This is a genomic window from Streptomyces sp. NPDC004609, assembly GCF_042873655.1.
GTDB lineage: Bacteria > Actinomycetota > Actinomycetes > Streptomycetales > Streptomycetaceae > Streptomyces.
The window spans coordinates 148,950-170,581 of record NZ_JBIALS010000005.1; the positions used below are offsets into that span (position 1 = coordinate 148,950).

The 21,632-nt window shown below is 68.7% G+C and carries 18 protein-coding genes and 1 tRNA gene; 10 read left to right on the forward strand and 9 right to left on the reverse strand.

Annotated features, from left to right (window positions below; genetic code table 11):
- Positions 1-422 precede the first annotated feature (422 nt).
- From rsmG to rpmH, 6 genes are all read right to left on the reverse strand, one after another.
- Entirely contained in the window at positions 423-1,139 is a 717-nt protein-coding gene (rsmG, locus tag ACFYT4_RS06840) for a 16S rRNA (guanine(527)-N(7))-methyltransferase RsmG (protein ID WP_389265998.1), read from the reverse strand.
- A 114-nt stretch (positions 1,140-1,253) separates the two neighbouring features.
- Positions 1,254-1,766: a protein jag gene (locus ACFYT4_RS06845; RefSeq protein ID WP_389265999.1), complete on the reverse strand. Its 513-nt coding sequence runs from the start codon at positions 1,764-1,766 to the stop codon at positions 1,254-1,256.
- Positions 1,767-1,784: 18 nt separating this feature from the next.
- The gene (gene yidC / locus ACFYT4_RS06850) at positions 1,785-3,053 is read right to left on the reverse strand and encodes a membrane protein insertase YidC (protein WP_389266001.1); all 1,269 of its coding nucleotides are present in this window, start codon (positions 3,051-3,053) and stop codon (positions 1,785-1,787) included.
- 3 nt (positions 3,054-3,056) lie between these two features.
- On the reverse strand, positions 3,057-3,413 hold the full coding sequence (gene yidD / locus ACFYT4_RS06855) for a membrane protein insertion efficiency factor YidD (RefSeq protein ID WP_389266003.1): 357 nt from the start codon (positions 3,411-3,413) through the stop codon (positions 3,057-3,059).
- Positions 3,410-3,781, reverse strand: a complete 372-nt coding sequence (gene rnpA / locus ACFYT4_RS06860; protein ID WP_389266005.1) for a ribonuclease P protein component — start codon at positions 3,779-3,781, stop codon at positions 3,410-3,412. The genes yidD and rnpA overlap by 4 nt, the downstream gene beginning before the upstream one ends.
- An 18-nt stretch (positions 3,782-3,799) precedes the next feature.
- Positions 3,800-3,937, reverse strand: coding sequence for a 50S ribosomal protein L34 (gene rpmH / locus ACFYT4_RS06865; RefSeq protein WP_003975051.1), 138 nt, complete (start codon positions 3,935-3,937; stop codon positions 3,800-3,802).
- Between the two features lie 371 nt (positions 3,938-4,308).
- Here rpmH and dnaA point away from each other — a divergent pair, with 371 nt between their 5' ends.
- The 9 genes from dnaA to ACFYT4_RS06910 all read left to right on the forward strand — a co-directional run bounded on the left by dnaA (position 4,309) and on the right by ACFYT4_RS06910 (position 17,340).
- The gene (gene dnaA / locus ACFYT4_RS06870; protein ID WP_389266007.1) at positions 4,309-6,123 is read left to right on the forward strand and encodes a chromosomal replication initiator protein DnaA; all 1,815 of its coding nucleotides are present in this window, start codon (positions 4,309-4,311) and stop codon (positions 6,121-6,123) included.
- Between the two features lie 914 nt (positions 6,124-7,037).
- Positions 7,038-8,168 (forward strand): DNA polymerase III subunit beta, encoded by a 1,131-nt coding sequence (gene dnaN, locus ACFYT4_RS06875; protein WP_389266009.1) that lies wholly within the window; start codon positions 7,038-7,040, stop codon positions 8,166-8,168.
- 137 nt (positions 8,169-8,305) lie between these two features.
- The gene (gnd, locus tag ACFYT4_RS06880) at positions 8,306-9,184 is read left to right on the forward strand and encodes a phosphogluconate dehydrogenase (NAD(+)-dependent, decarboxylating) (protein ID WP_389266010.1); all 879 of its coding nucleotides are present in this window, start codon (positions 8,306-8,308) and stop codon (positions 9,182-9,184) included.
- A 33-nt stretch (positions 9,185-9,217) separates the two neighbouring features.
- Positions 9,218-10,369, forward strand: coding sequence for a DNA replication/repair protein RecF (gene recF / locus ACFYT4_RS06885; RefSeq protein ID WP_389266012.1), 1,152 nt, complete (start codon positions 9,218-9,220; stop codon positions 10,367-10,369).
- Entirely contained in the window at positions 10,366-10,980 is a 615-nt protein-coding gene (locus ACFYT4_RS06890) for a DUF721 domain-containing protein (RefSeq protein WP_389266014.1), read from the forward strand. Before recF ends, ACFYT4_RS06890 begins: the two co-directional genes overlap by 4 nt.
- Before the next feature lie 742 nt (positions 10,981-11,722).
- Complete coding sequence (gene gyrB, locus ACFYT4_RS06895) at positions 11,723-13,786, forward strand: DNA topoisomerase (ATP-hydrolyzing) subunit B (protein WP_389266016.1); 2,064 nt, start codon at positions 11,723-11,725, stop codon at positions 13,784-13,786.
- A gap of 41 nt (positions 13,787-13,827) precedes the next feature.
- Entirely contained in the window at positions 13,828-16,491 is a 2,664-nt protein-coding gene (gyrA, locus tag ACFYT4_RS06900; protein WP_389266017.1) for a DNA gyrase subunit A, read from the forward strand.
- Positions 16,492-16,494: 3 nt separating this feature from the next.
- On the forward strand, positions 16,495-17,139 hold the full coding sequence (locus ACFYT4_RS06905; protein ID WP_389266019.1) for a DUF3566 domain-containing protein: 645 nt from the start codon (positions 16,495-16,497) through the stop codon (positions 17,137-17,139).
- 127 nt (positions 17,140-17,266) lie between these two features.
- Positions 17,267-17,340, forward strand: a tRNA-Ile gene (locus ACFYT4_RS06910).
- 446 nt (positions 17,341-17,786) lie between these two features.
- On the opposite strand, the gene ACFYT4_RS06915 is transcribed toward ACFYT4_RS06910, so the two are convergent.
- Complete coding sequence (locus ACFYT4_RS06915; RefSeq protein WP_389266021.1) at positions 17,787-18,698, reverse strand: MerR family transcriptional regulator; 912 nt, start codon at positions 18,696-18,698, stop codon at positions 17,787-17,789.
- Positions 18,699-19,192: 494 nt separating this feature from the next.
- Here ACFYT4_RS06915 and ACFYT4_RS06920 point away from each other — a divergent pair, with 494 nt between their 5' ends.
- Positions 19,193-19,327 (forward strand): DLW-39 family protein, encoded by a 135-nt coding sequence (locus tag ACFYT4_RS06920; RefSeq protein ID WP_003958712.1) that lies wholly within the window; start codon positions 19,193-19,195, stop codon positions 19,325-19,327.
- Positions 19,328-19,490: 163 nt separating this feature from the next.
- Here ACFYT4_RS06920 and ACFYT4_RS06925 read toward each other — a convergent pair whose 3' ends face one another.
- Complete coding sequence (locus tag ACFYT4_RS06925) at positions 19,491-20,915, reverse strand: serine/threonine-protein kinase (RefSeq protein ID WP_389266023.1); 1,425 nt, start codon at positions 20,913-20,915, stop codon at positions 19,491-19,493.
- A gap of 90 nt (positions 20,916-21,005) precedes the next feature.
- Entirely contained in the window at positions 21,006-21,554 is a 549-nt protein-coding gene (locus ACFYT4_RS06930) for a helix-turn-helix domain-containing protein (protein WP_389266024.1), read from the reverse strand.
- Between the last annotated feature and the right edge of the window lie 78 nt (positions 21,555-21,632).

Consider the following 21,632-nt stretch of genomic DNA (forward strand, 5'->3'; position numbering starts at 1 on the left):
TGGACGAATCCACCTCTGTGAACAACTTCGTCACCCCTGGGAGGGGCTTCCGGGTCCGAATCGGGGCGGCAGCACGCCCGCGGCTGATGATTCCTTGCAGCAGTGAGCGACGTTTCACGTGAAACACGATGCCTGGGCACCAGAACGAGATCCGGACGACACTCCGAAATGCGTACGTATCGAATCCAGCAGAGGACTTTCCCCCGGGATGTCCCGCGTGGTTCCGGAGTATCTCCCTGACCCCCGGAATCGCCTGACCCTGTGTCATCCACCCCTGCAACACCCGGCCTCAGGGACATGCGCCCCAGTCCGGCGGCCTCAAGCGTGCCCGACTCAGGGGCGCCCGGCTCAAGCTCGCCCGACTCAGCGGCATCCGACTCAAGCGGGCCTGGCTCAGGGACACAACGCGCACCAGCACTGACTCAACGACGTCGGCGGGTGCGGCTCGTCCGGGCGGCCTTGGCACGCTTCGCCGCGAAGCGCACCCCACCGGGGCTCTCCCCGACCTCGACCCGCACCACCGTGGAGAGCGGATCGACCAGTCCTTCACCGACGTGCAGGACGGACGTCTCCACCACACCGAGCTTGCTCAGGGCCGCCCGGGCGCCCCGGAGCTCCTCCTCGGCGGTGTCGCCCTTGAGCGCCAGCATCTCCCCGTACGGCCGCAGCAGGGGCACGCCCCAGCCCGCCAGCCGGTCCAGCGGCGCCACGGCCCGCGCCGTCACCACATGGACGGGAGGCAGAGTGCCGAGGACCTCCTCGGCACGGCCGCGGACGACGGTCACATGGTCCAGGCCGAGGAGCTCGACCACTTCCTGAAGGAAGTTCGTCCTCCGCAGCAGCGGCTCCAGAAGCGTGATCTTCAGATCCGGACGTACGAGCGCCAGCGGAATACCGGGCAGACCGGCGCCCGAGCCCACATCGCAGACCGTGACCCCCTCGGGTACGACTTCGGAGAGCACGGCGCAGTTCAGCAGATGGCGTTCCCACAAGCGCGGCACCTCGCGCGGGCCGATCAGTCCGCGCTTGACTCCGGCATCGGCGAGCAGTTCCCCGTAGCGCACGGCCTCCGGGAAGAACTCTCCGAAAACCCTCTGCGCCGCTTCGGGAGCCTGGGGAAGCTCCGCTGCCTCCGTCACGGGGACCGTCCTTCCGTACCGCACTGTCGCACTGCGGACTGTGGTGGCTGACTATCAGGCTGACAAAGATCGGCCCCGCCTGCGAAACAGACGGGGCCGAGTAAACGATGAGGGTCAGGCGGGGAGCACGACGACGAAGCGCTGCGGCTCCTCGCCCTCGGACTCGCTGCGCAGCCCCGCCGCGGCGACCGCGTCGTGCACGACCTTGCGCTCGAAGGGCGTCATCGGCTTGAGCTTCACGGGCTCGCCGCTGTTCTTCACCTCGTCGGCGGCCTTGGCTCCCAGCTCGGCGAGCTCGGTGCGCTTCCTGGCCCGGAAGCCCGCGATGTCCAGCATCAGCCGGCTGCGGTCACCGGTCTCCCGGTGGACGGCCAGCCGGGTCAGCTCCTGCAGGGCCTCCAGAACCTCACCGTCGCGTCCGACGAGCTTCTGGAGATCCCGGCTGTTCGCGTCGCTGATGATCGAAACCGCGGCCCGGTCGGCCTCGACGTCCATGTCGATGTCGCCGTCGAGATCGGCGATGTCGAGCAGACCTTCGAGGTAGTCGGCGGCGATCTCCCCCTCCTGCTCAAGGCGGGTCAGGGTGTCGCTTCCCTCGGCGGCGGCGGGGATGGTGCCTTCCGTCACGGATGGACTCCTTCTTGCTTACTTCTTGGACGACGGGTGCTTGGGGCGCTGCTGGCCCTTGCGCTGTCCGGACTTGGGCTGCTGTCGCGCGGATCCCGAGGACGCCCTTCCGGCCTGCTTGGGCTTGGCGTCCTCGGGGGCCTTCTTCTGGAGGGAGGGCTTGGACTCGGAGTCGTCCGAGTCGCCTGCCTTGGTCCCGCCCTGCTGGGCCGTGCCGGACTGCCGCTTCGCCTTGGTCTGCCGCTTGGGCTGCTGGCGCCGCTGCGTGGTGCCGCCCTCGGCCTCCAGGACCGCCGTGTCGCTCTTGGCGACGGTGCCGTCCGCCTGGGCGGCGTACCCGGCCTTCGACAGTCCGGTGATGAAACGGCGCTCGTTGTCGTTGCGGTCCGGGCCCTTGGCCACGATGGTCTGGACGATCTTGCGCTTCCGCCGCGAGCGGACCTCACCGTGGGCGGTGGCGCTCTTCAGCAGCCGGTTCAGGTACTGGTCCTGCGCCTTGCTGCCGGGGGTCGGGTTCTGGTTGATCACGTACATCTGCTGGCCCATGGTCCACAGGTTGGTGGTCAGCCAGTAGACGAGGACACCAACGGGGAAGTTGATACCCATCACGGCGAAGATGACCGGGAAGATGTACATCAGCATCTTCTGCTGCTGCATGTACGGCGTCTTCACCGTCAGGTCGACGTTCTTCTGCATCAGCTGGCGCTGGGTGTAGAACTGCGACGCCGACATCAGGATGATCATGACCGCGGTGACGATGCGCACATCGGTCAGCGAGGCGTCGAGGGCGGAGACCTTGCTCCCGCTGTCCATGAACTTCGACGCCAGCGGTGCCCCGAAGATATGGGCCTGCCGGGCGCTGGCGAGCAGCGACTCGTTGATGACGCCGACCGTGTTGCCCGAGGCGATGTTGGAGAGCACGTAGTAGAGCGCGAAGAAGAACGGCGACTGCGCCAGAATCGGCAGACACGAGGAGAGCGGGTTGGTGCCCGTCTCCTTGTACAGCTTCATCATCTCTTCGGACTGACGCTGCTTGTCGCTCTTGTAACGCTCCTGGATCGCCTTCATCTTCGGCTGGAGCGCCTGCATGTTCCGCATCGACTTGATCTGCTTCACAAAAAGCGGGATCAGACAGATACGGATGAGGACCACCAGCGACACGATGGACAGTCCCCAGGCCCAGCCCGTGTCGGGGCCGAACATCGCCCCGTAGAGCTTGTGGAACTGGACGATGATCCACGAAACAGGCGTGGTGATAAAACTGAAGAGACTGGCAATCGTGTCCACTAATCAGGCTCCTTGAGCATTGGGCGAGGTCTCTGCGGCCGGACTCGGGGGCTCGGAGGCCGACCCCCGGGAAGGCACATCTGCGCAGTGCCCGCCCTTCTTGCCACGCACGGCGTCACGCAGCATCTCGTGCCACCGCGGACGCTTGCGGGGCGGCACATGGTCCACTCCGCCCGGGGACCACGGATTGCACCGCAGAATCCGCCAGGCGGTGAGCACTGTGCCTTTCACCGCACCGTGCCGGTCGATGGCCGTGTATCCATAGTGGGAACACGACGGGTAGTACCGGCAGACGGGCCCCAGCAGAGGGCTGATCGTCCACTGATACAGCTTGATCAGAGCCAGCAGCGGGTACTTCATCGCGCGCCCCCTCCCAGAAGCCGCTGGAGGGCGGCATCCAGGTCTCGGGCCAGCTGTGCATGATCGGCGTCGCCCGCGCCGGGCAGCGCCCGTACGACAACCAGGCTACCGGGGGGCAGCTCGGCGAGCCGATCGCGTATGAGGTGCCGCAGCCTGCGCTTGACCTGGTTGCGTACGACCGCACCACCCACGGCCTTGCTCACGACGAAACCCGCACACGTCGGGGGAGCGCTCTCCCCAGACGCGTGCGGGTCCGGTGAACCGCTGTGCAGATGGACGACGAGGGACGGGCGTCCGGCCCGGCGCCCTCGTCGTACCGCGGTCGCGAAGTCCTCGCGCCGCCTCAGCCGATTCTCGGTAGGCAGCACGTCATGACCTGTACGCGATCAGGCGGACAGGCGAGCGCGACCCTTGCTCCGGCGCGTCGCGAGAATCGCGCGGCCGGCGCGGGTACGCATACGCAGACGGAAACCGTGGGTCTTCGCACGACGACGGTTGTTCGGCTGGAAGGTGCGCTTGCTCACTCGGGGGCTCCAGAAAGAGATTCGTAGGTGGCGGGACATCGCCTGGCTGTCACCGTGCGCCCACGAGTAGCTCGCGTTTCGCCCGAGTGCACCGCTTCACGACCACGGATCGTGATCTTTGCCCATCGGAGGCAGGCGGCAGCAGCCATCGACAACTCGACCTCGTTACGGTACGCGCGGCTGCGCCATCCGGTCAAACCAAGCCCCTTGCACCGGCCACTGTGCACAGGCTGTGGACAACAACTTGAACCGCGCGGGTCGCCCTGACTACCGTGGCTGAACTCCGAATCTTTTCCTTTCTGTCCTTGACTGTCCTTCCCATACCGTCCCGAGAACCACACATTCGTGGGACCTGCGAGAGAGCGTGCCTTGTGGCTGACGTACCTGCCGATCTTGCCGCAGTGTGGCCACGAGTGCTGAAACAGCTCCTCGCCGACGGCCAGCAAGGAATCGAATCCAAGGACAAACAGTGGGTCGAGCGCTGCCAGCCGCTCGCGCTGGTGTCGGACACCGCGCTGCTGGCCGTCCCCAATGAATACGGAAAACGCGTCCTCGAAGGCCGGCTCGCCCCGCTGATCAGCGAGACTCTCAGCCGGGAATGCGGACGGCTGATCCGCATCGCGATCACGGTCGACGATTCGGCCGGCGAGCCCCCGGCGCCCCAGCAGTCCCCGTCCCCGCAGCCGGGGCCTCCCCGTTATCAGGGCCATCAAGGACATCAGGACCACCAGGGACATCAGGGGCGCGGGGGACACGACGATCCGGGGGCGGACCACTACCAGCAGAACGACCCCTACAGCGGATACGGACACCGGCCGGCCGACGACGGGCTGCCGGAGATCCGTCCCGCGTACCCGGAGTATCAGCAGCAGCGGCCCGAGCCCGGCGCCTGGCCGCGCACCCAGGAGGACCTGTCCTGGCAGCAGCCGCGGCTCGGCGGCTTCCAGGACCGTGATCCGTACGCGGCCACCCGGCCGCACCAGCCCCACCGCGACTACCGCTCGCCACAGCCGCCCGACCGCCAGGGCTACGAGCCGCAGCGCCCGGAGCGGCACGAGCGCCCCGACTCCCAGCCTCCGCACCGGGGAGGCCCCACGGGCGCGCCGGGATCCCTGGGGGCCCAGCCCTCGCCCGCTCCGGGCCCCGGGGAGCCGCATGCCCGGCTGAATCCGAAGTACCTCTTCGACACCTTTGTCATCGGCGCCTCCAACCGCTTCGCGCACGCGGCCGCCGTGGCGGTCGCCGAGGCGCCGGCCAAGGCGTACAACCCGCTCTTCATCTACGGGGAGTCGGGGCTCGGCAAGACACACCTGCTGCACGCGATCGGGCACTACGCGCGCAGTCTCTACCCGGGGACCCGGGTGCGGTACGTGAGCTCCGAGGAGTTCACCAACGAGTTCATCAACTCGATCCGCGACGGCAAGGGCGACACCTTCCGCAAGCGCTACCGCGACGTGGACATCCTCCTGGTCGACGACATCCAGTTCCTGGCGAGCAAGGAGTCGACGCAGGAGGAGTTCTTCCACACCTTCAATACGCTCCACAACGCCAACAAGCAGATCGTGCTCTCCTCGGACCGGCCGCCCAAGCAGCTGGTGACGCTGGAGGACCGGCTGCGGAACCGGTTCGAGTGGGGTCTGACCACGGATGTCCAGCCGCCCGAGCTGGAGACCCGGATCGCGATCCTCCGCAAAAAAGCGGTACAGGAGCAGCTGAATGCTCCGCCGGAGGTGCTGGAGTTCATCGCGTCCCGGATCTCGCGCAACATCCGTGAGCTGGAGGGCGCGCTGATCCGGGTGACGGCGTTCGCGTCGCTGAACCGGCAGCCGGTGGATCTCGGGCTCACCGAGATCGTGCTGAAGGATCTGATCCCCGGCGGCGAGGACTCGGCACCCGAGATCACGGCGGGCGCGATCATGGCGGCGACTGCCGACTACTTCGGGCTGACGGTGGAGGATCTGTGCGGCTCGTCCCGCAGCCGGGTGCTCGTCACGGCCCGGCAGATCGCCATGTATCTGTGCCGGGAGCTGACAGACCTCTCGCTGCCGAAGATCGGTGCGCAGTTCGGCGGGCGCGATCACACGACCGTGATGCACGCCGACCGGAAGATCCGTGCGCTGATGGCCGAGCGGCGCTCGATCTACAACCAGGTCACCGAGCTCACCAACCGCATCAAGAACGGCTAGCGAGGCCCTCCGCCCGCACCCTCGGACCCTTCTCCGTCCATCCGCCCCCCCGGATCCCGCCTACTCCGCCCCGCCGCCGGGCCCTCCACGGGCCCGGCCGACCCGCCCGAACGCCCCGGGAGCCCTGTGCCCCGGGGCGTTTCCACGTGCTGTCGCCGCCTGGTCCCGGGCCGCGGTGTTCGAATACGGGCCCCGGTGGCGCGGTTCTCCACAGATCCGGGGAGAATCTCCCGTCCACAGCCTGGGGACCGCAAAGTTGTCCAGATCGCATCCACAGGCCGGGCCGCCGGTACATGATCACAGCAGGTCAACCGGCTGGGGATTTGTGGCCAACCGTCATCCACAGGCTGTGGACACAGAACTCGTCCACAGGGCCTGACCTGCGTTGTCCACCGGTGACCCACAGGCAGGGCCCGGTTGCCCACAGCTTCTCCACACCGCTGTCCACTGTTCGGCAACAAAACACCGGCTCTCACCGGGTCGAGTGAAAGCGGTCACACCAACGAGGCGGATTGGCCTGTGGGGAACCTGGGTAAAGCTGGGGACAGGGCTGGGGAGAACTGCCCCCCGGCTGTGCATCGGTTGTGCAGAACTTTCCGGTGTCCACAGAAACACCCGGTTGTCCACTGGTTCCGCCCACAGGCACGGTGGACAAAAAAGTGGGTCTGACCTGCGTGGACGACGTTATCCACGGTTTCCACAGGCCCTACTACTACTCCCACTCAGAGTTACCGGGGAATTGGTTTCGAAGGGGGCCCTGTGCACAACTCGCTCCCGGAGCCCGCCACGCCGGTTGTCACGACTTGACCCCGAGCCGCACCTACTGTCGGTGCCGTACGTCAGACTGGTCCCCGGCGACACAGCCGACGACACAGGCCAGCAGGGCGAGCCAGCGACAGCAGGAGGCGGTTCCGGTGAAGATCCGGGTGGAGCGCGATGTACTCGCGGAGGCGGTGGCCTGGGTGGCCAGGAGCCTTCCAGCACGTCCCCCGGCGCCCGTGCTCGCCGGTCTGCTGCTGAAGGCCGAGGACGGCGCCCTCAGCTTCTCCAGCTTCGACTACGAGGTCTCGGCGAAGGTCTCGGTGGAGGCGGAGGTCGACGAGGACGGCACCGTGCTCGTCTCCGGCCGTCTTCTCGCCGACATCTGCCGCGCTCTCCCCAACCGGCCGGTGGAGATTTCCACAGACGGTGTACGGGCGACCGTGGTCTGCGGTTCCTCGCGGTTCACCCTCCACACCCTGCCTGTGGAGGAGTACCCCGCGCTGCCGCAGATGCCGGTCGCGACCGGCACAGTGCCCGGGGAGATCTTCGCGTCCGCCGCCGCCCAGGTCGCCATCGCCGCGGGCCGCGACGACACCCTTCCCGTCCTCACCGGCGTGCGCATCGAGATCGAGGGCGACACCGTCACCCTGGCCTCCACCGACCGGTACCGCTTCGCGGTCCGTGAGTTCCTGTGGAAGCCGGAGAACCCGGATGCGTCCGCCGTCGCCCTGGTGCCCGCTAAGACCCTGCTGGACACGGCCAAGGCTCTGACCAGCGGAGACACGGTCACGCTGGCGCTCTCCGGCTCCGGCGCCGGTGAGGGCCTCATCGGTTTCGAGGGTGCCGGACGGCGGACCACGACCCGGCTGCTCGAAGGCGATCTGCCGAAGTACCGGACGCTGTTCCCGACCGAGTTCAACTCGGTGGCGGTGATCGAGACCGCGCCGTTCGTCGAGGCCGTCAAGCGCGTGGCCCTCGTCGCCGAGCGGAACACTCCGGTCCGGCTCAGCTTCGAGCAGGGCGTTCTGATCCTGGAGGCCGGCTCCAGCGACGACGCACAGGCTGTGGAGCGCGTCGACGCGCAGCTGGAGGGCGACGACATCTCGATCGCCTTCAACCCCACGTTCCTGCTCGACGGACTGAGCGCGATCGACTCCCCGGTCGCCCAGCTGTCCTTCACCACCTCCACCAAGCCGGCGCTGCTGAGCGGCAAGCCGGCCGTGGACGCCGAGGCGGACGAGGCGTACAAGTACCTGATCATGCCCGTGCGGCTCTCCGGCTGAGGCCGTCCGGGACCCGGCAGTCCACGATCCCGGCGGGCCCGCTCCCACCCGAGCGGGCCCGCCGGGCCGTACCGGGCCCTCCGGCGTAGGCTCGGACGCGGGTACGAATTCGGCAGACAACGCTTAAGGACACTGAGATGCAGCTCGGCCTCGTCGGCCTCGGCAAAATGGGCGGCAACATGCGCGAGCGCATCCGCCGCGCGGGCCACACCGTCATCGGCTACGACCGCAACCCGGACCTCGCCGACGTCCACAGCCTGAGGGAGCTTGTGGACAGTCTCCACGGACCGCGGGTCGTATGGGTGATGGTCCCCGCCGGTGCCGCGACCCAGTCCACCATCGACGAGCTGGCCGAACTGCTCTCCCCCGGCGACGTCGTCGTGGACGGCGGCAACTCGCGCTGGACGGACGACGAGAAGCACGCCGTCGAGCTGGGCATCAAGGGCATCGGCTTTGTCGACTGCGGCGTCTCCGGAGGTGTCTGGGGCCTGGAGAACGGCTACGCGCTGATGTACGGCGGCGATGCCGAGAACGTCGCCAAGGTGCAGCCCGTCTTCGACGCGCTCAAGCCCGAGGGCGAGTTCGGCTCCGTCCACGCGGGCAAGGTCGGCGCCGGCCACTTCGCCAAGATGGTCCACAACGGCATCGAGTACGCGATGATGCAGGCGTACGCCGAGGGCTGGGAGCTACTGGAGAAGGTCAACTCCGTCACCGACGTACGCGAGGTCTTCCGTTCCTGGCAGGAAGGCACGGTCATCCGTTCCTGGCTGCTCGACCTGGCGGTCAACGCCCTGGACGCGGACGAGCACCTGGAGAAGCTGCGGGGTTACGCGCAGGACAGCGGCGAGGGCCGCTGGACTGTGGAAGCCGCCATCGACAACGCCGTACCGCTGCCCGCGATCACCGCGTCGCTGTTCGCCCGGTTCGCCTCCCGGCAGGACGAATCGCCGCAGATGAAGATGATCGCCGCGCTCCGCAACCAGTTCGGCGGGCACGCGGTGGAGAACAAGAAGTAACGGCTCCGAGCCGGGGGAGGTCGGCCCAGATCCATGCATGTCACGCATCTGTCGTTGGCCGACTTCCGCTCGTACGCCCGGGTCGAGGTCCCTCTCGATCCGGGCGTCACCTCGTTCGTGGGACCGAACGGCCAGGGCAAGACCAATCTGGTCGAGGCCATCGGCTATCTGGCGACGCTCGCCAGCCACCGGGTCTCGTCGGACGCGCCGCTCGTACGGGCCGGAGCGGACCGGGCGGTGATCCGCGCGGCCGTCACCCAGGGCGAGCGCTCCCAGCTCATCGAGCTGGAGCTGAACCCGGGGAAGGCGAACCGGGCCCGTATCAACAGGTCGTCGCAGGTCAGACCGAGGGATGTGCTGGGGATCATCCGTACGGTCCTCTTCGCGCCGGAGGATCTGGCCCTGGTGAAGGGCGACCCGGGCGACCGGCGGCGCTTCCTCGACGAGCTGATCACGGCGCGCGCGCCGCGTATGGCGGGCGTGCGCTCGGACTACGAGCGCGTCCTCAAGCAGCGCAACACCCTGCTGAAGTCGGCGGCGATGGCACGGCGGCACGGAAAATCATCGGCGACCTCGGGCGCGGATCTGTCCACACTGGATGTGTGGGACCAGCATCTGGCGCGGGCCGGGGCGGAGCTGCTGGCGCAGCGCGTCGAGCTGATCGGTGCGCTGCAGCCGCTGGCCGACAAAGCGTACGAGGCACTGGCGCCGGGCGGTGGCCCGATCGCGCTGGAGTACCGTTCCTCCGCCGGTCCGGCGGGCGAGGCGCACGGTCTGCCGCACGGCCGGGAGGAGCTGTACGGGCAGCTGGTCACCGCGCTGAGCGAGGCGCGCAAGCAGGAGATCGAGCGGGGCGTGACCCTGGTCGGGCCGCACCGGGACGAGCTGGTGCTCAAGCTGGGGCAGCTGCCCGCGAAGGGCTACGCGAGCCATGGCGAGTCCTGGTCGTATGCGCTGGCGCTGCGTTTGGCTTCGTACGATCTGCTGAGGGCGGAGGGCAATGAACCCGTCCTCGTCCTGGACGACGTTTTCGCGGAGCTGGACGCCCGGCGGCGGGAACGGCTGGCGGACTTGGTGGCTCCGGGTGAGCAGGTCCTGGTGACCGCGGCCGTCGACGACGATGTGCCGGGGGCGCTGGCGGGGGCGAGGTACACGGTGGCCGACGGTGAGGTGGTACGGGTATGAGCGAGAACATCCCGGCGCCCGAGAACCGGAACCTGCCCGTCCCTCCGGTGGCACCCGTCCCTCCGGTGGCACCCGTGCCCCCGGTGGTGCCCGTGCCCCCGGTGGTGCCCGAGGCGTCCGGGGTCGACCTGGCGCGGGTGGCGCTGCGCGCGGCCAAGGAGCAGGCGCGGGCGCGGGGCGCGGCCGCGCAGGAGAAGCGGCAGGCGCGCCGAGGCGGAGGTCTGCGTTCCGGAGCCCGTGCCGACGGCCGTGATCCGCTGCCGCTGGGTGCGGCGATCAACCGGCTGATCACCGAGCGCGGCTGGGAGACCCCGGCCGCGGTCGGCGGGGTGATGGGCCGCTGGCCGCAGATCGTGGGCGAGGGGCTGGCGAATCACTGCGTGCCGGAGAGGTACGACGAGGACGAGCGGGTGCTGACGGTTCAGTGCGACTCCACGGCCTGGGCGACCCAGCTGAGGCTGCTGGCCCCCCGGCTGGTGGCCCGCCTGAACGAGGACCTGGGCCAGGGCACGGTCCGCCTCCTCAGGGTCCAGGGCCCGAGCGCACCCCGGAAGGGCTTCGGTCCCCTGCGGGCACCCGGGAGCGTGGGGCCCGGGGACACCTACGGGTAGCGGCGGCTCCGGTTCCGGCGAACGGTTCTCCGGGCGGGTGGCGAGGAGCGACGGCCGGGTACGCGGGCCTTCGGCTCCCCGATGACGCGCGCGGACCCGGGACACTCCGCCGTGCGCCGGATTCTTCGGACGTATGTACGGCGGGCATCACCCGGCGGGCGGGCCGCCCGCCGAGGGCAGGCCGGTCGTGGGCCGCTGCCCGCCTCCGGTGATCGCCGGCCGCCTGTGATCGCCTGGCACCCCGCCGCCGCGGACAGCGGGTGGCGACCTGGTGCGGACCGTCCCGTACGAGATCGTCCGCGGGAGCACCCGTGACGTGGACCGTGCCAGGGCGCCTCCACCCGTCGCCGGGCAGGGGCGCCCGCCGGGCCGGGAGGCCACCACGGAGCGGTGCCACCACGGGTCGGAATCCAGCCGCGGTAAGGGTATGGAACCGGCCGCGGCGGGTGCGGGGAGCCGCCGGCCACCGCCGCGGGCACCCGCGCGCGGCCCTTGCCCGGGGCCTTTCTCACCGTAGCCGACGGTTGACAGGCCGGAAGCGCTCAACGCCCGTGTGGGGCTCCTGGAGCCCCTTCCCGAATATGGGGAGTCGGACAGGCGGTGTTCAGGGCGGCACATGCGGACTCAGCTACCGCCAAACCCCCATTCATGTCGGCGGTACCGGTAGACTGGTGGACAATCCCGCCACCTTGCGGAACATGTCGAACGACGCAGCCGCTCCCGCTTGCCCGGAGAACGGCTTGTGCTGTGCCAGAAAGGGCGCTTCGTGGCCGATTCCGGCAACCCCAACGAGAACAACCCGTCCACCCCCGCCGGTGGGAGCGGCGAGGTCACCGCCTCGTACACCGCCAGCGCGATCACCGTCCTCGAGGGTCTGGACGCGGTCCGCAAGCGACCCGGCATGTACATCGGCTCGACCGGTGAGCGTGGTCTTCACCACCTGGTGTACGAAGTCGTCGACAACTCCGTCGACGAGGCGCTGGCCGGGCACGCGGACACGATCGATGTGACGATCCTCGCCGACGGCGGAGTGCGCGTCATCGACAACGGCCGCGGTATCCCCGTGGACATCGTCCCGTCGGAGAACAAGCCCGCCGTCGAGGTCGTGCTCACGGTCCTGCACGCGGGCGGCAAGTTCGGCGGCGGTGGCTACGCGGTGTCCGGCGGTCTGCACGGCGTGGGTGTGTCCGTCGTCAACGCGCTCTCCTCCAAGGTCGCCGTCGAGGTCAAGCGCGACGGCTACCGCTGGACCCAGGACTACAAGCTCGGCGTCCCCACCGCCCCGCTCTCGCGCAACGAGGAGACGCAGGAGAGCGGCACCTCGGTGACCTTCTGGTCCGACGGCGACATCTTCGAGACGACCGAGTACTCGTTCGAGACGCTCTCGCGCCGCTTCCAGGAGATGGCCTTCCTCAACAAGGGCCTGACCCTGACCCTGACCGACGAGCGCGAGTCCGCGAAGGCCACGGCGGGCGCCGACACCGCCGAGGAGCCGGGCGAGGACCAGGTCCGCACGGTCACGTACTACTACGAGGGCGGCATCGTCGACTTCGTCAAGTACCTGAACTCCCGCAAGGGTGAGCTGATCCACCCCACCGTGATCGACGTCGAGGCCGAGGACAAGGAGCGGATGCTCTCGGTCGAGATCGCGATGCAGTGGAACTCTCAGTACAGCGAGGGCGTTTACTCCTTTGCGAACACCATCCACACGCATGAGGGGGGTACGCATGAGGAGGGATTCCGCGCCGCGCTCACGGGCCTGGTCAACCGGTACGCCCGCGACAAGAAGCTGCTGCGCGAGAAGGACGACAATCTCTCGGGCGAGGATATCCGCGAGGGCCTGACGGCGATCATCTCGATCAAGCTGGGCGAGCCGCAGTTCGAGGGACAGACCAAGACCAAGCTGGGCAACACCGAGGCGAAGACCTTCGTCCAGAAGGTCGCGCACGAGCACCTGACCGACTGGTTCGACCGCAATCCCAACGAGGCCGCGGACATCGTCCGGAAGTCGATCCAGGCGCAGACGGCCCGTGTCGCCGCCCGCAAGGCCCGTGATCTGACCCGCCGCAAGGGACTGCTGGAGTCCGCCTCGCTGCCGGGCAAGCTGAGCGACTGCCAGTCGAACGACCCCACCAAGTGCGAGATCTTCATCGTCGAGGGTGACTCCGCCGGCGGCTCGGCGAAGTCCGGACGCAACCCGATGTACCAGGCGATCCTGCCCATCCGCGGCAAGATCCTGAACGTCGAGAAGGCGCGGATCGACAAGATCCTGCAGAACACCGAGGTCCAGGCGCTGATCTCGGCCTTCGGCACCGGAGTCCACGAGGACTTCGACATCGAGAAGCTCCGCTATCACAAGATCATTCTGATGGCGGACGCCGATGTCGACGGACAGCACATCAACACGCTGCTGCTGACCTTCCTCTTCCGCTTCATGCGGCCGCTGGTCGAGGCCGGGCATGTGTTTCTGTCGCGCCCGCCGCTGTACAAGATCAAGTGGGGCCGGGACGACTTCGAGTACGCGTACTCGGACCGTGAGCGTGACGCGCTCGTCGAGCTGGGCAAGCAGCAGGGCAAGCGGATCCGCGAGGACTCGATCCAGCGCTTCAAGGGTCTGGGCGAGATGAATGCCGAGGAGCTGCGGGTCACCACCATGGACCAGGAGCACCGCGTGCTCGGCCAGGTCACGCTGGACGACGCCGCGCAGGCGGACGACCTCTTCTCGGTGCTGATGGGTGAGGACGTCGAAGCCCGGCGCTCCTTCATCCAGCGCAACGCCAAGGACGTCCGCTTCCTCGACATCTGAGTCGGTCTCAGCTGACCGTACGAAAGGAACGAAGACCAGCAATGGCCGACGAGACACCCAACCCCGCCACGACCGAAGAAGAGCCCACGATGCGGATCGAGCCCGTCGGGCTCGAAACGGAGATGCAGCGCTCCTACCTCGACTACGCGATGTCCGTCATCGTGTCGCGTGCGCTGCCCGATGTGCGGGACGGCCTCAAGCCCGTCCACCGGCGCGTGCTCTACGCGATGTACGACGGCGGCTACCGCCCCGAGAAGGGCTTCTACAAGTGCGCCCGCGTCGTCGGCGACGTCATGGGCACCTACCACCCGCACGGCGACACCTCGATCTACGACGCCCTGGTGCGGCTGGCCCAGCCCTGGTCGATGCGGATGCCGCTGGTCGACTCCAACGGAAACTTCGGCTCCCCGGGCAATGACCCGGCCGCCGCCATGCGCTACACCGAGTGCAAGATGGCGCCGCTGTCCATGGAGATGCTCCGGGACATCGACGAGGAGACCGTCGACTTCCAGGACAACTACGACGGCCGCAACCAGGAGCCGACGGTCCTCCCGGCGCGCTTCCCGAACCTGCTGGTCAACGGCTCGGCGGGGATCGCGGTCGGAATGGCGACCAACATTCCGCCGCACAATCTGCGCGAGGTCGCGGCCGGCGCCCAGTGGGCCCTGGAGCACCCTGAGGCCACGCACGAGGAACTGCTCGACGCGCTGATCGAGCGGATCAAGGGCCCCGACTTCCCGACCGGTGCCCTGGTGGTGGGCCGCAAGGGTATCGAGGAGGCGTACCGCACCGGCCGCGGCTCCATCACGATGCGCGCGGTCGTCGAGGTCGAGGAGATCCAGAACCGCCAGTGCCTGGTGGTCACGGAGCTTCCGTACCAGGTCAACCCGGACAATCTCGCGCAGAAGATCGCCGACCTGGTGAAGGACGGCAAGATCGGCGGGATCGCCGACGTCCGCGACGAGACCTCGTCCCGGACCGGCCAGCGGCTGGTCATCGTGCTCAAGCGCGACGCCGTCGCCAAGGTCGTACTGAACAATCTGTACAAGCACACCGACCTCCAGACGAACTTCGGCGCGAACATGCTGGCGCTGGTCGATGGGGTGCCGCGCACGCTGTCGCTGGACGCCTTTATCCGCCACTGGGTGCACCACCAGATCGAGGTCATCGTCCGGCGGACGAAGTTCCGGCTCCGCAAGGCGGAGGAGCGGGCCCACATCCTGCGCGGTCTGCTCAAGGCGCTGGACGCCATCGACGAGGTCATCGCACTGATCCGGCGCAGCGACACCGTCGAGATCGCGCGCGGCGGCCTGATGGACCTCCTGGAGATCGACGAGATCCAGGCGAACGCCATCCTGGAGATGCAGCTGCGCCGGCTGGCCGCCCTGGAGCGCCAGAAGATCGTCGCGGAGCACGACGAGCTCCAGTCGAAGATCAACGAGTACAACGCGATCCTCGGCTCCCCCGAGAAGCAGCGCCAGATCGTCAGCGAAGAGCTGGCCGTGATCGTCGAGAAGTTCGGCGACGACCGGCGCTCCATGCTGGTGCCCTTCGACGGCGACATGTCCATGGAGGACCTGATCGCCGAGGAGGACATCGTCGTCACCATCACGCGTGGCGGCTATGTGAAGCGTACAAAGACGGACGACTACCGCTCGCAGAAGCGCGGCGGCAAGGGTGTGCGGGGCACGAAGCTCAAGGAAGACGACATCGTCGACCACTTCTTCGTCTCCACGACCCACCACTGGCTGCTGTTCTTCACCAACAAGGGCCGGGTGTACCGCGCCAAGGCGTACGAGCTGCCGGACGCGGGCCGGGACGCCCGTGGTCAGCATGTCGCCAATCTTCTCGCCTTCCAGCCGGACGAGCAGATCGCCGAGATTCTCGCGATCCGCGACTACGAGGCCGCGCCGTATCTGGTGCTCGCCACCAAGGGCGGCCTGGTCAAGAAGACATCGCTGAAGGATTACGACTCGCCCCGATCGGGTGGTGTCATCGCGATCAACCTCCGGGAGACCGACGCCGAGGGCGACGGCATCGCCGACGAGCTGATCGGCGCCGAACTGGTGTCGGCCGAGGACGATCTGCTGCTCATCAGCAAGAAGGCCCAGTCGATCCGGTTCACCGCGACGGACGAGGCGCTTCGCCCGATGGGGCGTGCCACCTCGGGTGTCAAGGGGATGAGTTTCCGCGAAGGAGACGAACTGCTGTCGATGAATGTGGTCCGGCCCGGTACGTTCGTCTTCACCGCTACCGACGGCGGATACGCGAAGCGGACCGGCGTCGACGAGTACCGCGTCCAGGGGCGCGGCGGCCTCGGCATCAAGGCCGCCAAGATCGTGGAGGACCGCGGCTCGCTCGTGGGCGCTCTGGTGGTCGAGGAGTCCGACGAGATTCTGGCCATCACCCTCGGCGGTGGTGTGATTCGTACGCGAGTCAATGAGGTCAGGGAGACGGGCCGTGACACCATGGGTGTCCAACTGATCAACCTGGGCAAGCGCGATGCCGTGGTGGGTATCGCTCGCAATGCCGAGGCCGGTCGTGAGGCCGAGGAAGTCGACGGGACCGAAGTCGACGGTGACGGAACCGAAGAGGTCGCCGAGACCTCTGAAGAGGTCGTAGGGATGACCGGTGAGGCCGGCGGTGGTACGGCCGAGGCGGCAGCCGAGGGCACCGCGCCTTCGGCCGGGGAGCACGAGGAGTAAAGCGTGAGTGGAGCCACGGGCGCCGGTCCGGCCGCTGCCGGAGCTGCTGGTGGAGGGAACGGTGCCCGTGGCTCCGCCGCGGACTCCCAGGGGGTTGCCGTGACAGAGACCCGCGGGGGCCAGTCCCCCTTCGAGATGTTCGGCGGCGAGCAGCCCGCGCCGCAGCAGGCGGCGGGGCCGTACCACCCGCCGCAGGCGTATCCGTCGCCTCAGGGCGGCGAAGGGACCCAGGGCGGCGGGGTGCGTCTTCCGCGCACCGGGGCCCGTACGACACCTCGTACGCGCAAGGCGCGGCTGCGGGTGGCCAAGGCCGATCCGTGGTCGGTGATGAAGGTCAGCTTCCTGCTCTCGATCGCCCTGGGCATCTGCACCGTCGTCGCGTCGGCGGTGCTGTGGATGGTCATGGACGCGATGGGTGTCTTCTCCACGGTCGGCGGGACGATCAGCGAGGCCACCGGCTCGAACGAGAGCAACGGCTTTGATCTCCAGGCGTTTCTGTCGCTGCCGCGAGTGCTCATCTTCACCTCGGTGATCGCGGTGATCGACGTGGTGCTGGCGACGGCGCTGGCGACGCTGGGAGCGTTCATCTACAACCTCTCCGCCGGGTTCGTGGGCGGCGTGGAGCTGACGCTGGCCGAGGACGAGTAGCCGTCTGCCCGGACCCGGTCGGCCCTGGTCACGGGGGCCGGGGCCGGCCGGCCGGGGGCTTCCGTTAACGGATTTGGGAGCTACGCCGGACGTGCGCTAATCTTCAGTGGTCAGCGCGCAGCGCGGCGGGGCTATAGCTCAGTTGGTTAGAGCGCATCCCTGATAAGGATGAGGCCACAGGTTCAAATCCTGTTAGCCCCACAGAAGCAAACAGCAGGTCAGAAGCCCTGTAGGTCTATTGGATCTACAGGGCTTCTGCATGGGTTGCATGGGTTGATCTTGAGAGTCCGGTACTAGTCCGTAACTTGCACGCCAACCCGAAAACGTCGTGCGGCCTTTCTGTATCACCGTCCACAGGCTGTAGATGCACGGTCGCTGGGGGGGAGTGATCGGCGGGGAGGCGGGCGTGAACTCGACCACCCGTCTGACGCCCTTGCCCCTCGACAAGCCCGGTGGGTCTGCCGTGAGGCTTCCCGCCGGAACGACGGCGCCCCCGTGTGACAACCGGTCCGGCGAGGCGGGCCCGTCGGAGGGGTGACCGGCCGTGCCCGCATCGGCAGGGCGGGGCGCCCCCGCGGGTTCGGGTGATGGCCGTGCGATGCGGGCCGACTGGGTGTGGGCTCGCAACCGGGGGGTTCAGAGCCGTGTCACCGGACGTCTGCTCGCAGCGCGGTGATCAGCCATTCGACCGCCGGTACCTGTGAGGGGGTGGGCGGCCACCCGTTGAGTACGCCGAGCAGTTGCCAGTACCGTTCGACCCTGCTGTCGGTGAAGGTGGCCAGCCATGCGGCGAGCCGGGCTCGTTTTGCCGCGGGTAGGCCGGGGTCCATGATCCGGTGAAGGATCTCCTTGCCGGCGGCCGATTCGGGGGCGATGTGTTCTCGCACCGCCCGGCCGGCGTACTCCGCGACCTTCGCCGGGTCGGACCCCTCCGGCTGCTGCTCTCCCCGGGCCCCGGCCAGGGCCATCTCGCGGACCCTTGTGCGGAACGACCCGTCGCCGACCAACTCGGCCAGCTCCACCCAGGCATCCACCTGCTCAGGAGTCGGGCCGGCGACCTGGTGCGCCGGCATGGTGCGCATGGCCCGGGCGAGGTGGGCGCCGGGCGCTTCGGGGTCGACACCGTCGAAGGTCTCGCGGACGAAGTCGTCGATGATCCGCTGCCTCTGGTGGGCGGACATCCGGGCCAGCTCATGCATCACTCTCATCTCCTCCGCCGTACCGCCGCGTCGAGCGACCCGGTCCAGCACCGCGCGCCGCACCCGCAGCGTGCGGATCTCCGCATCCAGCGCCCGCACGTGCGTCCGGGCCACGTCGGGCACCGTCGCCTGCCGGTTCAGCACCCGGCGTACCGTTTGCAGGTCCAGTCCCAGCTCGCGCAGGGTGCAGACCAGGTCGACGCGGGCGGCGGCATCGGCGTCGTAGAGCCGGAAGCCGCCCGCCGTACGGCAGGTCGGCGCAACGACGCCGCTGTCGGACCAGAAACGGATCGTGCGCACCGAAAGCCCGGTGCGCCGGGCGAGCTCTCCGATGGTCAGCATCCCGGTGTGGTCGCTCACGAGGGCAACTCTCCTCCCTCCAGCAGATGGAGAGTCAAGCGCCTTTCACAGACACGGGCCGCGGTGCGGCCGATCATGCCCATGACGGGCGTGCCACCTGCCGCCCCGGGGCAACGCGGCCGGCGGTGTGCCGGGGACCGTCCGGCCGGTGCGTGAGATCACCTCTGCCCCGCCGCCGGGCCGAAACGCCGCGGCCCTGCGCTCTGGCCCGTCGGCCCCGCCCGTCTCCTGCGGCGCTCGGTGGGGATCCCCTGGCCGGGGCCGAGGTCACCGGTGGAGCGGGCCCGGGGCAGGCCAGGCCAGGAGTTCACTCGCCGTGGTCCGATTTGGCGCCCTTCATCCCGTACGGAAGGCCTTTATGCGGGGCGAACGGGTCGTCCGGAACAGTAGTTGGAGCAAGGGCAAGAGGTACGCAGGTCACCGATCGGTATCGGTCGGTGTGTATAGTCGGGCGCCAGAAGTCCTCATACGTCAAGGAAAGACGAGGTCGCGCGGTGAAGAAGCTTCTCCTGGTCGCACTGGCCGCCATCGGCGGGCTCCTCGTGTACCGCCAGATCCAGGCGGATCGCGCCGAGCAGGATCTGTGGACGGAGGCGACCGACTCCGTGCCCGCAGGTTCGGGTGTGTGAGACGCAGCAGAATTCTGGACTGAAGCCCTGGTCGCGCAATGCGGCCGGGGCTTACTGCTGCCCGCCGCCCGATTGTTTACTTGAGTGAATATTCTGGTTGCTTAAGCAAAAGCTCCGGGGGCTGGGGGTGCTTCCCGCGGCTCACGTCGTGATGGGAAGCGGCTCAGGACTGGGACAGCGCCCAGAAACCCACGCCGAAGCAGATCAGCGCGAGAAGCAGCACCGGGATCACGACCTTCGGCGTGGGGATCCTGCGCCGCTTTCTGCGGGCGGCCCGGCGGATCTCAGCGCGGGAGAGCGGAACCTGGGGGGTCCGGGCGGTGTATGCACGAGTAGGAGGGGGTTCGTACGGCAGCGGGGCCGTGGGAGCCGCCTGCGGCTGCGAGAGGTGCTGCTCGGGCGCCTGGGCGTAAAGGGGGTGGGCGCTGTGCGCGGGTACGGGATCGGGGGCGGGCGCCGCAGCCGGTGGTGGCGTCCGTTCCGGTGCCGCGGGCACAGGAGCGGACGTGGGGGGAGGAGTGGCCGGCTGGACCGGATGCGGTGGCGGTGTGGGCGGCTGCTGCGGCGGTGGGGGCACCAGGACGCCACCCGTCCCCGTCCCCGGCACGAGCGCAGGGAGCACGGGGTGCACGGGGGACTGCGCGGCCGTCTGTCCGGTGCCGGACGCCGCGGCCGCCCGTGCGGCCTGGGTGCCGGGCGCGGGAGGCCCCTCGGGGCCCGCCGGGCCGAAGCCGGATGGCAGCGGCTCCAGTTGATCGAAGATCTCGACCGGTTCGTCGTCGGCGGCGTTCTCCGGGAGCGCCTCGACGGCCGTCAGCAGGGCCTTGCGGGCCCCTGCGGCGGTGCGGAAGCGGTCTTCGGGGTCGGGCTGGAGCAGACCGGCGAGGACCTGCCACAGGGGCTCAGGGATGCCCAGAGGGGCTCCCGGGGTGCCGTGGCCGGTGAAGTGCTCGACCAGGGCCACCGCGTCCGGCTTCTGGCCCTGGAGCAGGTAGAGCCCGACCAGGCCGACAGCGAAGAGATCGGCCGGAAAGTCCGGCTCCGAGCCCGTCATCTGCTCGGGCGCGAAGTAACCGGGCGTGCCCACCACATAGTTGGTCTCGGTCAGCCGCGGCTCGCCCTTGCGCATGGCGATGCCGAAGTCGGACAGCCGCAGGTGCGGCCGTCCGGTCCCGGTGGCTTCCAGCAGGATGTTCGCCGGTTTGATGTCGCGGTGGACCACGCCTTCCGCGTGCACCGCGGCGAGTCCGGACAGCAACTGATCGAGCAGGGTGCACACATAGCGCGGCGGCAGCGGGCCGTAGTCGCCGATCACATGCGCCAGCGACCCGCCGCCCACCAGATCCATGGTGAACAGCACCTTGTCGTCGTCCGCGGCCCAACTGGCCGGGGCGAGGACATGGGGGTGATCGATCCGCAGGGCCTGTTCGCGGACGAAGCGCAGCAGCGTGTGCGCGTCGCTCTGCTGGAGCACCTTGGCCGCTACATAGCGGCGGCGGCGGTGGTCCCAGGCGCGCCAGACGGCACCGGCACCACCGCGCCCGATCGGGTCGATCAGCTCGTACCGAGCCGCGAAGACCTCACCCATGGCGCTGCGTCCGCTCCCCGTTCCCTCGTGAGGCGGTGGTTCCGCCTCGCTGCCCGGCGGTCGGCCCTGTCCGGCCCTGTTGTCGCGGTTTCAGCTCTGGTGCGACTCGTAGTGCGCGACGGCGTCCGCGGTTCGCCCCGCTCCGTACACCCGGAGGAACTCTGCCAGCTCCGGGTGGGTGGAGGCGAGGGAGTCCGCCGCGTCGATGATGTCCCCGGCCGCGGCCACGGAACGCAGCAGTGACTGGATCTCGCGCACGACCCGGCGCACCGTCGGGGCGCCCGAGCTGCTGGTGGTCTGGCTGGTGCCGGTCAGTACGGATCCCCCCTGGGACTTCTTGATCTCCTCCATGCGCCCGGTGGCCTCGACAGCGCTGACGCTGCCGTCCGCGACCTGGCTCGCCAACTCCTGGAGTGCCTGCACTCGCTGAACCACGGCGGGGTTCCCGATCTTGGCCCGCTGTCCGCTCATCAGCTGCGACAGCATCGGAGCCGACAGCCCGAGCACGGCCGCGAGACGGGCCTGGTTCAGCCCGAGGTCATCTATGAGCCTGCGGAAGAGCGCCCCCAGCGGCTCCCCGTACCAGCTGCGCTGCAGCTCCCTGGCTCTGGCGGTCGTCTCCTGCTGAGCGGCGTCCATGTGCGTCTCCCCATCGCTTCCCCAAGGCGGGCTTCGCTGCTGCGAACCACGTCGTGCATCTTACGGAGAGTGGTCGTT

Coding starts and splice junctions, on each gene's coding strand:
- ACFYT4_RS06930 (WP_389266024.1), bottom strand. CDS start 21,554: ATGGACGCCGCTCAGCAGGAGACGACCGCCAGAGCCAGGGAGCTGCAG.
- gnd (WP_389266010.1), top strand. CDS start 8,306: ATGCAGCTCGGCCTCGTCGGCCTCGGCAAAATGGGCGGCAACATGCGC.
- ACFYT4_RS06890 (WP_389266014.1), top strand. CDS start 10,366: ATGAGCGAGAACATCCCGGCGCCCGAGAACCGGAACCTGCCCGTCCCT.
- recF (WP_389266012.1), top strand. CDS start 9,218: ATGCATGTCACGCATCTGTCGTTGGCCGACTTCCGCTCGTACGCCCGG.
- yidD (WP_389266003.1), bottom strand. CDS start 3,413: ATGAAGTACCCGCTGCTGGCTCTGATCAAGCTGTATCAGTGGACGATC.
- gyrA (WP_389266017.1), top strand. CDS start 13,828: ATGGCCGACGAGACACCCAACCCCGCCACGACCGAAGAAGAGCCCACG.
- ACFYT4_RS06925 (WP_389266023.1), bottom strand. CDS start 20,915: ATGGGTGAGGTCTTCGCGGCTCGGTACGAGCTGATCGACCCGATCGGG.